This window comes from Duganella levis, assembly GCF_009857605.1.
In the GTDB taxonomy this organism is placed as follows: Bacteria; Pseudomonadota; Gammaproteobacteria; order Burkholderiales; family Burkholderiaceae_D; genus Rugamonas; species Rugamonas levis.
Genome location: NZ_WWCT01000002.1, coordinates 281,875 through 294,925, shown reverse-complemented (window position 1 = coordinate 294,925; position 13,051 = coordinate 281,875). Strand labels below are relative to the sequence as shown.

The following is a 13,051-nucleotide window of genomic DNA, read 5'->3' as shown; positions in this document are numbered from 1 at the left end:
CCTCCGTAGGGAATTAGACCAGAGCGTGTGAAATAAGTGCAGTTCGTGCTTTAAAAACGGCGTACTCAGGATAGCGGATCAAACTGAAACACGCGTAGCTCCTGGCGACAGCGGCAGGCCTTGGCGATGCGCGCCGCCCAGGTAATGGCATCGTCCCGCGATGGGAGTTCGAGCACGGTGAAGCCGCCATTCAGCGTCGGCGCCCAGGGATAGCCGCCCTCTTCCGTCGTGCCGTCCGCCGACACCAGCACCGGCGGCACGCTTTCATTGATGCCGCCGGCGAAGACGTAAACGCCGGCCGCCTTGGTCTCTTCGATCACGGCACGCGCAGCATGCCCCACTTCTTCCAACTCATCTTGCGGCACCACCATCGCCGCACTCGGGAAAGAAATCAGATATTTAGCCATAGCGTTCCTTTCATCTACATCATTTGAATGTGAGCACACAGCTTAGGCTCTCGCTGGCAAGCAGCGTCTCAACCTGTGTCGCCGCAGATGGTGACAGTAGCGAGCCTTCGACAGCAGCATCTCGCGTTCAGTGTAGATAATGTACAAGGCTTTATGCGACATGGATAGGCGCCACGATGGCATGTCTAGACGAATTAAAGAAACTGCCGCCGGCGAATCCATCCGGCTGACGCTCGATGAATTCTTTAGCCGTCGCAGCAGAAACTTGCCCCCTCAACTCAGGGCTCACCTCGACGCGCCACCACCGCCCAGAACGGCTGTACTGCGGGTCTTCGATCAGATACGTCAGCCACACAACGCCGCAACGCTTGCAAGTAGATAAGGATACTTCGGCGCCGCGTGGATCGTCACCACTCTCAATGGTCACGTAATCCCCAAAATAGAATGGGGGCTGTTTACACTTACATGAAGCCTGCATAGCGATTCCTGTTACCCAGCATGTCGATTCAAGTCGACGCCCAGCGCAGCCTTGCGCAGGCGGCGATTGCGCAACACATACCGCACTGATGCGGAGGTGTCATACATCAGCTGATAGTGATAATAGTTGATGTGTTCAAGCACGGCGAACAGGAAAATCCCGAACGGCCAGGCCAGTTGCGCGTTCCAGCCGTCGTCCATGATCTGGACAACGAAACCAAGCGCCACGCCACCAAACAGCACCAGATTGGATGCCTTGAATGTGTTGAACAGTCTACCAAAATAGCCCGGCAATGAGGCCGACGCTGACGAGGCGCTGTGCTTCAGCTGCCAATACAGCGCTCCCTGCACCAGCAAATAGCTCACCGAAAGCAGCGCAGCCAGCCCAAGCGGCCAATGCACGCCCGTTGCCGACTTGCGCCAATCCAGAACGAAAACAATCGGCAGCACGACGGCAGCCAGCGCCTCCATCCCGCGCAGATAGTTGAAGCGATTATTGAGTTTATGCATGCCAAAGCTCGCGTGCCGGCGTGCCTTGGTGATAGCGCAACTGCCATGGGGGCTCAACGCGACCCCATACGGAAGAACGTAGGGTGTGGTCTACCAAGCTGCCTTCTTCTTTTCGATGGGCTGAGCGGTAAGTCAGCAGCCCAATATCCGGCGCCAGCTGGCTCACGGCAAAATCGTCCGATATCACCGACGGCGAACTTTCCTGCTCGGACAAGTACTTCAAAATGATGGCGCGATCGTGGGTTCTGCCCAGACGATCCGTATTGCAGCGACCACCGGGGTGATGAAACTCGACTTCAAGCGCCCGTAATTCAGAGAGTAGTGACTTCATTGGTAAATTAAACCCCGCGGTAAAGCTGCGTCGGCGTCCGCATCCGGTTGGCCTGGCATCACTGTGCCTCCAGACGCGATATGTATTCGCGAATTTGAGCGACGACCTCGCTGTCCTCGCTATCGGTACTCCCGGTCCTGTTATAGCGGCGAAGAGCTTCGCGACAGTAGCCCAGCGCAAGCTTGCTCCCCGCGTCAGCATATGCATGGCAAAGATGGTAGGTAGCTTCGTCGTGTCCAGCCTTCGCGGCGGGCAGCCAGTACGCGATAGCAATCTCCGAGCTCTGCTTCACACCCCAGCCCATGTAGTAAAGAAAGCCGATGTTATTTTGAGCGCTTGCGCGGAAATGTTCGAGCTCTATCGGAATATCGGCTTTGTCCACGATGACAAGCCATTCCTTGAGGGCAGCGGAATACTCCTCCGCACGGAAATGACTGGTTCCTTTGTAGAAGTAGCATTCGGTGTGAGTGCTTGGCACCGACTCCAGTTTAGGCTCCTGGCATGGCGCAGCGGCTGCGGCCGATGCGCTACCGACGATAGCGATAAGAATGGCGATGAAGAATTTGTGCACTTGATGCCTAACGTGTGACCCAGAGAAATATATTTAAAACAATTAAACCACAGCTTGCCACAAAGGCATCGAAAGACAAAGACCGCCTATTCCACAGCGGGCGTCGCGCCTGTTCACTCGGAAACTAAGCGGACGGGATCAGCCAGATCGGTCGTGCGCCAAATCACGTTGATGTATTGCCAATTTAGCATATCTCGTCGTACATGAGGGAAATCAGGGAAATAAGGTCATCGCAAAGTGCAAATCAATCCAGACACTGGAGTCCACCAAAATCATTTGTCAGACCGGATAGCGTCAAGGCTGCCCTCCCAAGCCAACTTGCCTCGGAGTTGGCGTAGCTTCTCTTGCTGTTTGAGGCGCACCACTGTGCGTAATCCCAGCTCCACAGCTTCGCTTTCAGATGTCAAATCAAAGAGCCATAAAAAAACCGCCGGGGCTTGCGCACCCGGCGGTTCTCTACATCAGCCTAGGCTGAGATTACTGTGCAGCAGCGGCAGCTTCTTCAGCAGCAGCTTTCATCGACAGTTTCAGGCGGCCGCGGTCGTCGGTTTCCAGAACCTTGACGCGCACTGCCTGGCCTTCTTTCAGGTAATCGGCCACGGCGTTCACACGCTCGTTGGCGATCTGCGAGATGTGCAGCAGACCATCTTTACCTGGCATCACTTGCACGATCGCGCCGAAGTCCAGCAGCTTCAGGACTACGCCGTCGTAGGTCTTGCCTACTTCGACCGAGGCGGTCAGTTCTTCGATGCGGCGCTTGGCTTCTTGGCCGGCAGCAGCGTCGACGGAAGCGATGGTGACCACGCCTTCGTCGCTGATGTCGATCTGGGTGCCGGTTTCTTCGGTCAGCGCGCGGATCACGGCGCCGCCCTTGCCGATCACGTCACGGATCTTCTCCGGGTTGATCTTGATGGTGATCAGGCGTGGTGCGAAGTCCGACAGTTCGGTCTTCACGCTCGGCACGGCCTTTTGCATTTCGCCCAGGATGTGCTCGCGGCCTTCTTTGGCTTGTGCCAGTGCCACTTGCATGATTTCCTTGGTGATGCCCTGGATCTTGATGTCCATCTGCAGCGCGGTGATACCGTTGCGGGTACCGGCGACTTTGAAGTCCATGTCGCCCAGGTGATCTTCGTCACCCAGAATGTCGGACAGCACGGCGAAACGGCCGCCTTCCTTGATCAGGCCCATGGCGATACCAGCCACGTGCTCTTTCATCGGCACGCCGGCATCCATCAGCGCCAGGCAGCCGCCGCAGACCGACGCCATCGACGACGAACCGTTCGATTCGGTGATTTCCGACACCAGACGCACCGAGTAGCTGAACTCGTCAGCCGACGGCAGCGCAGCGATCAGCGCGCGCTTGGCCAGACGGCCGTGGCCGATCTCACGGCGCTTCGGCGTACCGACGCGGCCGGTTTCGCCGGTGGCGAACGGTGGCATGTTGTAGTGCAGCATGAAGTCATCGGTGTACTCGCCCATCAGCGCGTCGATCTTCTGCGAATCGCGGGCGGTGCCCAGCGTTGCTACGACCAGGGCCTGGGTTTCGCCACGGGTGAACAGGGCCGAGCCGTGGGTACGCGGCAGCACCGAGGTGCGGATCGCGATTGGACGCACGGTGCGGGTGTCGCGGCCGTCGATGCGTGGTTCGCCTTCGAGGATCTGCGAACGCACGGTTTTCGATTCCATGTCGAACAGGATGTTGCCAACTTCGACGTTGTCCGGAGCAGCAGCCCCAGCAGCGGCAGCTTCTGCCGCCAGGTCGGCCACCACTTGCGACGACATCGCGCGCAGCTTGTCGGTACGGGCTTGCTTGTCGCGGGTCTGGTAGGCTTCGCGGATTTTCGATTCGGCGAAATGGGCCACGCGGCCGATCAGCGCTTCGTTTTTCGCTGGCGCGGTCCAGACTTGCTCAGGCTTGCCGCCGTCGCGTACCAGGTCGTGGATCGCGTCGATCACGGCCTTCATTTCGGTGTGGCCGAAGACCACGGCGCCCAGCATGATTTCTTCCGACAGCTGCTGCGCTTCCGATTCCACCATCAGCACGGCGGTCTCGGTACCGGCTACCACCAGATCCATCTGCGAGGTTTTCAGTTGTTCGACGGTTGGGTTCAGGATGTACTGGCCGTTGGCGTAACCCACGCGGGCGGCGCCGATTGGGCCGTTGAACGGTACGCCCGACACGCACAGCGCGGCCGAAGCACCGATCATCGCGGCGATGTCCGGGTCAATTTCTGGGTTGACCGACAGCACGTGAATGACGACTTGCACTTCATTCATGTAGCCCTCTGGGAACAGAGGACGGATCGGACGGTCGATCAGGCGGGATGTCAGCGTTTCTTTTTCCGAAGGACGACCTTCACGCTTGAAGAAACCGCCCGGGATTTTACCGGCAGCATAGGTTTTCTCAAGGTAGTCGACGGTCAGCGGGAAGAAGTCCTGGCCTGGTTTCGCGTCTTTGCGCGCCACCACGGTAGCCAGCACTACGGTGTCTTCAATCGACACCATCACCGCGCCGGAGGCCTGACGAGCGATCTCGCCAGTTTCCAGCGTGACGGTGTGTTGACCGTACTGGAAGGTTTTCGTAACTTTATTAAACATGGGTAATCCCTTTCTATTTGCCGACAGATTTTCAGGGGCTGTCGTTCACCTCACCACAGGCAGCCGCGAGGCCACCTTTACTACATTCACTACATGCTGCAAATTAGCATTTTTTTAACGTCCAGAAAGACAAAATGCCCGCGACAGCAAACTGGCGCAGGCATTTTGATTTAAGCCGGACGACGCAAGAATTACTTACGCAGGCCCAGTTTAGCGATCAGATCGCGATAACGGGTGGCGTCCTTGTTTTTCAGGTAGGACAGCAGGCTCTTACGACGGTTAACCATCATGATCAGACCACGACGCGAGTGGTGATCTTTGCTGTGGGCTTTGAAGTGGCCGTTCAGCTCGTTGATACGTGCGGTCAGCAGTGCAACTTGCACTTCTGGCGAGCCGGTGTCTTTTTGGCCACGGGCGTTGTCAGCGATGATCGCTGCTTTGTTGATGTTTTCTACGGTCATGATATTTACCTTTAACATGCGGTGCGCGGAGTCGTAACCCTGCACACCGTGATTACAATGAAGCCTGGCCGAAAAGACCAGACCCGGAAGTATAACGGAAAAAATCACGCATGCGCTATTTTTGGTGCTTTTTCAGGAGATAAACATGAAAAACGCTATTGTTCTGACAATTCTGGCGCTGGCCGTCAGCGCCTGCGCCCACTTCGGCGAGCCGCCGCCACAGCCGGGCGCGCCGCTGGATGCAGTCAAGGCCCGCCTCGGCCAGCCCACCAATGTCTACGCCGACGGCGTCGACACCATGCTGGAATACGCCACCGGGCCGATGGGCCAATACACCTGGATGGCGCGCATCGGCGCCGACGGCCGGCTGGTGTCCTACGAACAGGTGCTGACCAGCGCCAAGTTTGGCACCGTCAAGCTGGGCAAGGACGACAAGGCCAGCATCCTGCGCATCTTCGGCCGGCCGACCCAGGTCACGCATTATGCCAGCGTGGATGGCGACGTCTGGCTGTACCGCTATAAAGAACAGGATGTGTGGAATTCGATGATGTCGGTGGAGTTCAACCGCCAGGGCGTGGTGCAGTCCATGGTCAACGGGCCGGACGAGGAGCGCGAAGTGCGGCGCAGGTAGGAGCATTCCGACGCGCACTGGGGACGTGCGCCGACGTGATTTGCAGGTTGTGGTTGCTAATATCTTCCCATCAACATTGCAACTCATGGAGAACACATGTCCTTACGTACGCCCCCTGCCCGCCACGCCATTTACGCTGCCACCTTGATGGCCTTGAGCACCGTCAGCGCCATCGCCTGGGCTGATCCGTCGCCGGCGCTGGACCGCGCCAGCCTGTCGGTCGGCGCCTTCTACACCGAACCGCGCATCAATTATGAAGGCGACACCAACTACGGCCGCATCGACACTGGCACCTACAAGACCGACCACGTGACGCTGCCGCGCGTGAAGGCGTCGATGCTGCTGGGCGATTCACAAGGCCTGGACTTCGACTATTACCGCTACGACAAAACCTACAGCCCAACCTTGAGCGGCACCACCAATGCCAACGGCCTGCCGCTGACCGGCAACGGCAAACTCGACGCGAAGCTGAAGCTGGACCTGGCCAATCTGGCCTATAAATGGTGGATCGGCAGCGGCAACGACGTGTTCGGCGTCGGCGTCGGCGCGGCTTACTACCAAGCCAGCCTGAAAGGCACCGCCAGCGGCGTGCTGAACGGCGTGTCCGGCAGCGGCGCGTATGAAGAGAAAGAAAGCGCTTGGGCTCCATTGCTGGAACTGGGCTGGCGCCATGCGATTTCGGAAAACGTCCGCGTCTACGCCGACGCTTCCGGCATCAAGAAAAACGGCGGCAGCATCCAGGGCCACATCTACGGCGGCGCCATCGGCGTTGAATGGTTCCCGGTCAAATCGGTGGGTGTGGTGGCGGAATATACCGCCAGCAAAATCAGCCTGAACCGTCAGCGCGACAGCACCGACCTGAATGTCCGCTTAAACGGCCCGGCAGCTTACGTCAAAGTTCGCTTCTAAATCAATAAACATGTTAAATTGACACCCTCTATCTGGAGGGTGTCAACATGACGAAATATCTCGCCGCGCTCCTCGCGGCGTTTCCATTGTTAACGACCGCGTTGGCGCAAACGCCGGTGGCCACCGACGCTACGGCGGAATTCAGTACGTGCGTCAGGCCGGAATGGCCCAAGGAATCCTTGCGTAAGGAACAGCAAGGCACCGTGCAACTGGCTTTCCTGATCGGCGCCGATGGCAACGTGCAAGATACCCGCGTGGTCCGCTCCAGCGGCTATCCGTTACTCGACAGCGCGGCGAAAGACTCCCTCTCCAAATGTAAATTCAAACCCGCCATGCATGATGGCCAAGCCGTCGAAAGCTGGACGCAGATGCAGTATGTCTGGCGGCTGGAAGGGCCATCGCCGCAGAAGACGGCTGCCGCACAGGCGGCGGTGCGCAAAAGTGATGAGCGCGGCAACGGCGAATAATCGCAACGCTGCTGGTTCAGCGCTTCAGCCAATCATTCAGTGACTGCTTGCCGCTGGCGGTGACCGTCAGCGCGCGGCTGTCGTCGCTGCGGCGCAGCCAGCCGCGTTCTAGGAAGTTATCCAGCAGCGCCACTGCCAGCGGGCCGGCGAAGTGGTCGCGCCGTTCGGACCAGTCGACGCAGCCATACAGCTGACGCGGCGCTTCTTGCAGCACGATGCCCTGTCCGCGCAGGTGCGCTGCGCCGTCTTCAGTCAGCGGGTAGTCGTGGGCGTCGCCGGTTACCCAGCCGTTTTGAACAAAGCATTGGCACAGATCCACGCCCAGCACGCCCGCCAAGTGGCCGTAGCAGCTGCGCGCATGACGCAGGCCGTGCATGGATGGCGCTTTCCAGCGCGTGGATTCCGGCAGCGCGCCATCGGCCACCCGCAGCAGCGCTTCCAGTACGTGCGCCACATTGCCGTCGGCGAGCATGTAATAGCGATGGCGTCCCTGCGCGCGCACGCGGGCCAGTCCTTCATCGACCAACAGCCGCAGATGCTGGGAGGCGGTTGGCGCAGCCACGCCGGCATGCTGCGCCAGTTCGGTGGCCGTATAGAAGCGGCCGTCCAGCAGCCGCGATAGCATCAGCGCCCGCGTCGGATCGCCGATGGCGGCGGCGACGCGCGTAAAGCGCGGCTGCGCCAGCGTCATGGCGTGCCAGCCGGCGCTTGCGCGCGGTCGTGCATGCCGTAGTCGCGCATCACCGAGGCGACACGCAAGCGGTAGCTGTCGAACACACCGCCACGCCCTGCTTCCTGCGCGGCGCGATGTTCTTCCTGACTGCGCCATGCCTGTACCGCCGCCTCGTCGCGCCAGAAGGACAGCGACAGCAGCTTGCCCGGCTGCGCCAAGCTGCTGAACCGCTCGACAGAAATGAAGCCGTCCACACCAGCCAGCAAAGGCGCCAGCTGGGCCGCGCGCTGCAGATACTCCGCGCGACCATCGGCACTGGGCGTCACCTCAAAAATCACCGCGATCATGCGACAGCTCCGGATAAGAAATCGTTGACGGCATTGTAAAGCAGGCCACGGGACGACTCCAGATGCATCAAGTGCGTCGCCTTGGGAATGGTGATGCTCGTCTTGGCAGCGCCGGCGATGCTGCTCAACAGGCAATCCGCATCGGCTGCGCTGCATGCCCGGTCCCATTCACCGCGCACCAGCAAGGTCGGGACCTTGATGGCGGCGGCATCGTAGAGCACCTGGCCGCTGCGCAGCGCACGCACATCGCGCTGCGGGCCCGCCGGTGATTGCACGGCAGGCGGCGTACGCTGGCCGGCGTCCGGATCGGTGGCCAGAAAAGCTTCGCTCCACAACTGGAAGTGGCGCTCCGAAAGCGGCTGCGTCTCGCCAGCCGGAACATCCTCAATGAAGCGACGGTATTGAGCCCAGGCCGTCAGCAGAAAGTGCGGCGATGTTGGTGCTGGCGGCATTGCGACGGCATCGCGCGCCAGAATCGGTGCGAATAGTGCCAGTGACGCCAGATTGTCCGCGTGGGTGGAAGCGTAGTGCAGCGCCACTGTACCGCCCCACGAATGCGCCAACAGGCTCACGCGGCGACCGTGGTTGCGGGAACGGATGGCGGCGATCACGCGCTGTAATTGCGGCAGCACTTGCGCGATGTCGCCGACAGGATGCGCAGCGTCCACCGGATAACGATCCGAGGCGCCATAGCCGGCGAAGTCAAACGACCACACGTTGAAGCCTGCATCGCACAGCGTATCGGCCCATGAACGCCCATCCAGCTGGTAACGCACCGACAGATCGGCGCCAAACGTCGAGCCGTGGACGTAGAGCACATCGCCCTTGTCCGCTGGCGAAAGCTGGTGATACAGCGCCAGCGTAGGCTCACCGGCGGCCTCCAGGCGGATCACGACGTTACCTTTGACAGAAAGGTGCGCTCCTCGCGCAGGATGAAGCGCTGTTGCTGCGCAAAGGCGAAATTATCCTTGGCCTCGGCGTCCTCGCGCAAGCGGGCGCGGTACGCTTCGTACTCTGCCAGCGAGTCAAAGCCGACCAGGCCCCACGCCTCGTAATTGGTGCCTTCCAGCGGCAGGAAGTAGCCCAACAGCCGGCCGCCCAGGCGCGGAATGATGCGGTTCCAGTTTTCGGCATACTGACGAAACGCATCGCGCTGGAAGGGATCGATCTCGTAACGGATGAAACAAGTGACAGCCATGTGAACCTCCTGTTGAAAACATCAGGATAGTCACCTAGCCGCGCAAATGCTTCGGCGCGGAGCGAAGTATCAGCCCAATGCGGCGCGGACTTGCGCGGCGGTCGGAATCGGCGCCACCGCGCCTTGGCCCAGCGTAGAAAGGCCGGCGGCGGCATTCGCGTAGCGCACCGCGTCGGCCAGCGAGTCACCGGCCGCGAGACGTGCCAGCAAGCTGCCATCGAAGCAGTCGCCGGCGCCGGTAGCATCCACCGCCAGCACCGCGCGGGCGGCGGCCAGTTGCGGTTCGGCGCCCTGCTCCGCATACCATGCGCCGGCCGGGCCGCTTTTCAGCACCACCGTGTGGGCGCCATGCGCGCGGGCCCAGGCGAAGATCGCCGGCACATCGTCGGTGCCGGCCAGCGCCACCGCTTCGTCCAGACTAGGCAGAAACAGATCGGTCATCGCAATCGTCGCGCAAATGGTTGCGCGGGCGCGCGCCAATGGCCACAAGGACAGGCGCAGATTGGGATCGAAACTCACCTTACCGTTCGCCGCGCGCGCGGTTTCGATGGCGGCAAACACGGTGTCGCAAGCGCTGGCCGATATCGCCTGCGAGATGCCGGAGACATGCAGCCAGCGCGTACGCCCTGCCGCACTCAGGTCCATGGTCTGCGGCTGCATGCGGCTGGCCGCCGATCCTGCGCGCAGATAGCTGAAGCTGTGCCCTTGTGGTCCATGGTTGACGAAATACAGGCCGGTCGGCGCCTGCGCATCGCGCGCCACCGTGCTGACGTCCACGCCCTCGGCCTGCCACAGGTCCAGCAGCATGCGGCCGAAATGGTCTTCGCCTACGCAGCTCAGGTAGGCCACGCGCGCGCCCTGGCGGCTGGCGGCGATGACTGCGTTGGAGGTATCGCCGCCAAAACCCTGACGGTACAACGGTTCGCTGGCGTTGGCCTGGTTGAACTCCACCATGGCCTCGCCCAGCGCCACCACATCAAATTGCTCACTCATGGTTGCGGATTGACTCTTTCAATTTTCGAATGCAGTTTGTTCAGCGCCGACAGGTAGGCCTTGGCCGAAGCCACGATGATGTCCGGGTCCGCGCCGACGCCGTTGACGATGCGGCCTTCCTTCGACAAGCGCATCGTCACCTCGCCCTGCGATTGCGTGCCGGTGCTGATGGCGTTCACCGAGAACAGCACCAGCTCCGCCCCGCTGCCGACTTCACCCTCGATGGCGTTGACGGTGGCGTCGACCGGGCCATCGCCACGGCCTTCGCTGACGTGTTCTTCGCCGTCGATGACGAACACGATTTTAGCCGCCGGCGTTTCGCCGCTGGCCGAGCGCTGCTCCAGCGAGACGAAGCGATAGAACTCGCTCTCCTGCGACTGCTGCTCGTCCGACACCAGCGCCAGGATGTCCTCGTCAAAAATCTCGGCCTTGCGGTCGGCCAGTTCCTTGAAGCGCGCGAACGCCGCATTGACTTCGGTCTCCGATTCCAGATCGATGCCCAGTCCCTGCAAGCGCTGCTTGAAGGCGTTGCGGCCGGACAGCTTGCCCAGCACGATCTTGGTCGCAGCCCAGCCGACGTCTTCGGCGCGCATGATCTCGTAGGTCTCGCGCGACTTCAGCATGCCGTCCTGGTGGATGCCGGAAGCGTGCGCAAACGCGTTCGCGCCCACCACCGCCTTGTTGGGCTGCACCGCAAAGCCGGTAATCTGCGACACCATCTTGGACGCCGCCACAATCTGCGTGGTGTCGATGCCGCATTCCAGGTTGTAGTAGCCGCCGCGCGTGCGCAGCGCCATCACCACTTCTTCCAGCGCGGTGTTGCCGGCGCGTTCGCCGAGGCCATTGATGGTGCACTCGACCTGGCGCGCGCCGCCGATCATCACACCGGCGAGCGAATTGGCCACCGCCAGTCCAAGGTCGTTATGGCAGTGCACCGACCACACGGCCTTGTCGGAGTTGGGGATGCGTTCGCGCAGGCGGCGGATGGTCTCGCCGAAAATCTCCGGCACCGCGTAGCCCACCGTGTCCGGGAAGTTGATGGTGGTCGCGCCTTCGGCGATCACGCCTTCCAGCACGCGGCACAGGAAGTCCTCGTCCGAGCGGCTGCCGTCTTCCGGACTGAATTCGATATCGTCGGTGAACTGGCGGGCGAAGCGCACTGCGTTGCAGGCTTGCGTCAGCACCTGCTCTGGCAGCATGCGCAGCTTGGCCTCCATGTGCAGCTTGGAGGTGGCGATAAAAGTGTGGATGCGTTTGCGCTCGGCCGGCGCCAGCGCTTCGGCGGCGCGGGCGATATCGCGGTCATTGGCGCGCGACAGCGAGCAGATGGTCGATTCGCGCACCACCGTGGCAATCGCCTTGATGGATTCGAAGTCGCCCGGCGAGGCGGCCGCGAAGCCGGCTTCGATGACATCCACGCGCAGGCGCTCCAGCTGCTTGGCGATGCGGACTTTTTCGTCCTTCGTCATGGAGGCGCCAGGCGATTGCTCGCCGTCGCGCAGCGTGGTGTCGAAGATGATGAGGCGGTTGGATGAGTTGTTCATGATCGCTCCGTGGCTAATGCTTCGTTGCTTAATCTTCTCAGGGCCTACCGCCCGGTGTTTAGCGTCGTTCGCTCGGATCGTCGCTGTGCATGTCGGTCTGGATCAGGCTGACCTTTTTGCCCTTGGCCGCGCGCCAGGCGGCGACGACATAGCCCGAAATGCCGTAGATCGCAAACAGAGGCCACAAGGTGGCCGCCGGCTTGATGGCGATCAGCGCCAGTCCCAGCGCGATCAGGAACACGCCGATAAACGGCACCGGCTTGCGGAAGTTCACATCCTTGAAACTGTAGAACGGCACGTTGCTGACCATCGTCAGGCCGGCAAACAAGGCAATGCCCCACGAGATCCAGGCCATTTCCAGCCCGGAGACGTCGAGGTCCAGCATCATCAGGATAAAGCCGGCAATCAACGCGGCGGCAGATGGCGACGGCATGCCCTGGAAGTAGCGCTTGTCCACCACTTCGATATTGGTATTGAAACGCGCCAGGCGCAAGGCGGCGCCAGCGCAGTAGACAAACGCCGCGATCCAACCCAGCTTGCCCAGGCCGCGCAGCGACCATTCGTACATCACCAGCGCCGGTGCGGCGCCAAAGGACACCATGTCCGACAGCGAGTCGTACTGCGCGCCGAATTCACTCTGCGTGTTGGTCAGGCGGGCGACGCGGCCATCCAGGCCGTCCAGCACCATGGCGATGAAGATGGCCCAGGCGGCGTGCTCGAATTTCTGGTTCATCGCCATGACGATGGCGTAGAAGCCGCAGAACAGCGCCGCCGTGGTGAAGGCGTTCGGCAGCAGGTAAATGCCGCGATGGCGCGGCCGGTCAAGATCCTCTCCGCGGGCGCGACGCGCAAAACGGCTGAAACGGGACGTTTTGGGCAGTTTGGCGATGGCCGCGTTCTTGGCGCGGCGGCGGGGGAAATTGGGCATGGTGAT

At 61.1% G+C, this 13,051-nt stretch carries 16 protein-coding genes; 3 read left to right on the top strand and 13 right to left on the bottom strand.

The annotated features are described in order from the left end of the window. Positions 1-65 precede the first annotated feature (65 nt). The 6 genes from GTP69_RS04345 to rpsO form a co-directional block, all read right to left on the bottom strand. Positions 66-407 (bottom strand): YciI family protein, encoded by a 342-nt coding sequence (locus tag GTP69_RS04345; protein WP_161053719.1) that lies wholly within the window; start codon positions 405-407, stop codon positions 66-68. A 489-nt stretch (positions 408-896) separates the two neighbouring features. After that, on the bottom strand, positions 897-1,394 hold the full coding sequence (locus tag GTP69_RS04340) for a hypothetical protein (RefSeq protein ID WP_161053718.1): 498 nt from the start codon (positions 1,392-1,394) through the stop codon (positions 897-899). Next, a complete protein-coding gene (locus tag GTP69_RS04335) occupies positions 1,387-1,725 on the bottom strand; it encodes a DUF4440 domain-containing protein (protein ID WP_161053717.1) in 339 nt (112 codons plus the stop codon). The genes GTP69_RS04340 and GTP69_RS04335 overlap by 8 nt, the downstream gene beginning before the upstream one ends. A gap of 58 nt (positions 1,726-1,783) precedes the next feature. Then, positions 1,784-2,296 (bottom strand): SEL1-like repeat protein, encoded by a 513-nt coding sequence (locus tag GTP69_RS04330; RefSeq protein WP_161053716.1) that lies wholly within the window; start codon positions 2,294-2,296, stop codon positions 1,784-1,786. A gap of 477 nt (positions 2,297-2,773) precedes the next feature. Beyond that, the gene (gene pnp, locus GTP69_RS04325) at positions 2,774-4,894 is read right to left on the bottom strand and encodes a polyribonucleotide nucleotidyltransferase (protein WP_110848989.1); all 2,121 of its coding nucleotides are present in this window, start codon (positions 4,892-4,894) and stop codon (positions 2,774-2,776) included. A 191-nt stretch (positions 4,895-5,085) separates the two neighbouring features. After that, on the bottom strand, positions 5,086-5,355 hold the full coding sequence (gene rpsO, locus GTP69_RS04320; protein ID WP_026637007.1) for a 30S ribosomal protein S15: 270 nt from the start codon (positions 5,353-5,355) through the stop codon (positions 5,086-5,088). A 145-nt stretch (positions 5,356-5,500) separates the two neighbouring features. Here rpsO and GTP69_RS04315 point away from each other — a divergent pair, with 145 nt between their 5' ends. From GTP69_RS04315 to GTP69_RS04305, 3 genes are all read left to right on the top strand, one after another. Further along, positions 5,501-5,986, top strand: a complete 486-nt coding sequence (locus GTP69_RS04315) for a hypothetical protein (protein ID WP_161053715.1) — start codon at positions 5,501-5,503, stop codon at positions 5,984-5,986. 96 nt (positions 5,987-6,082) lie between these two features. Next, complete coding sequence (locus GTP69_RS04310) at positions 6,083-6,895, top strand: hypothetical protein (protein WP_161053714.1); 813 nt, start codon at positions 6,083-6,085, stop codon at positions 6,893-6,895. Positions 6,896-6,942: 47 nt separating this feature from the next. Next, a complete protein-coding gene (locus GTP69_RS04305) occupies positions 6,943-7,362 on the top strand; it encodes an energy transducer TonB (protein WP_161053713.1) in 420 nt (139 codons plus the stop codon). Between the two features lie 16 nt (positions 7,363-7,378). On the opposite strand, the gene GTP69_RS04300 is transcribed toward GTP69_RS04305, so the two are convergent. From GTP69_RS04300 to pssA, 7 genes are all read right to left on the bottom strand, one after another. Beyond that, complete coding sequence (locus GTP69_RS04300; RefSeq protein ID WP_161053712.1) at positions 7,379-8,053, bottom strand: ArsR/SmtB family transcription factor; 675 nt, start codon at positions 8,051-8,053, stop codon at positions 7,379-7,381. After that, the gene (locus GTP69_RS04295; RefSeq protein ID WP_161053711.1) at positions 8,050-8,382 is read right to left on the bottom strand and encodes an antibiotic biosynthesis monooxygenase family protein; all 333 of its coding nucleotides are present in this window, start codon (positions 8,380-8,382) and stop codon (positions 8,050-8,052) included. The genes GTP69_RS04300 and GTP69_RS04295 overlap by 4 nt, the downstream gene beginning before the upstream one ends. Then, the gene (locus GTP69_RS04290; RefSeq protein WP_161053710.1) at positions 8,379-9,275 is read right to left on the bottom strand and encodes an alpha/beta hydrolase; all 897 of its coding nucleotides are present in this window, start codon (positions 9,273-9,275) and stop codon (positions 8,379-8,381) included. Before GTP69_RS04290 ends, GTP69_RS04295 begins: the two co-directional genes overlap by 4 nt. After that, a complete protein-coding gene (locus tag GTP69_RS04285) occupies positions 9,272-9,580 on the bottom strand; it encodes an NIPSNAP family protein (protein ID WP_161053709.1) in 309 nt (102 codons plus the stop codon). The genes GTP69_RS04290 and GTP69_RS04285 overlap by 4 nt, the downstream gene beginning before the upstream one ends. A 69-nt stretch (positions 9,581-9,649) precedes the next feature. Then, positions 9,650-10,573, bottom strand: coding sequence for a sugar kinase (locus GTP69_RS04280; RefSeq protein WP_161053708.1), 924 nt, complete (start codon positions 10,571-10,573; stop codon positions 9,650-9,652). Then, positions 10,570-12,117 carry a 2-isopropylmalate synthase gene (locus GTP69_RS04275; protein WP_161053707.1) on the bottom strand — a complete coding sequence of 516 codons (1,548 nt, stop codon included), beginning with the start codon at positions 12,115-12,117 and terminating at the stop codon, positions 10,570-10,572. The genes GTP69_RS04280 and GTP69_RS04275 overlap by 4 nt, the downstream gene beginning before the upstream one ends. Positions 12,118-12,175: 58 nt before the next feature. Further along, complete coding sequence (gene pssA, locus GTP69_RS04270; protein WP_161053706.1) at positions 12,176-13,045, bottom strand: CDP-diacylglycerol--serine O-phosphatidyltransferase; 870 nt, start codon at positions 13,043-13,045, stop codon at positions 12,176-12,178. Positions 13,046-13,051: the final 6 nt, after the last annotated feature.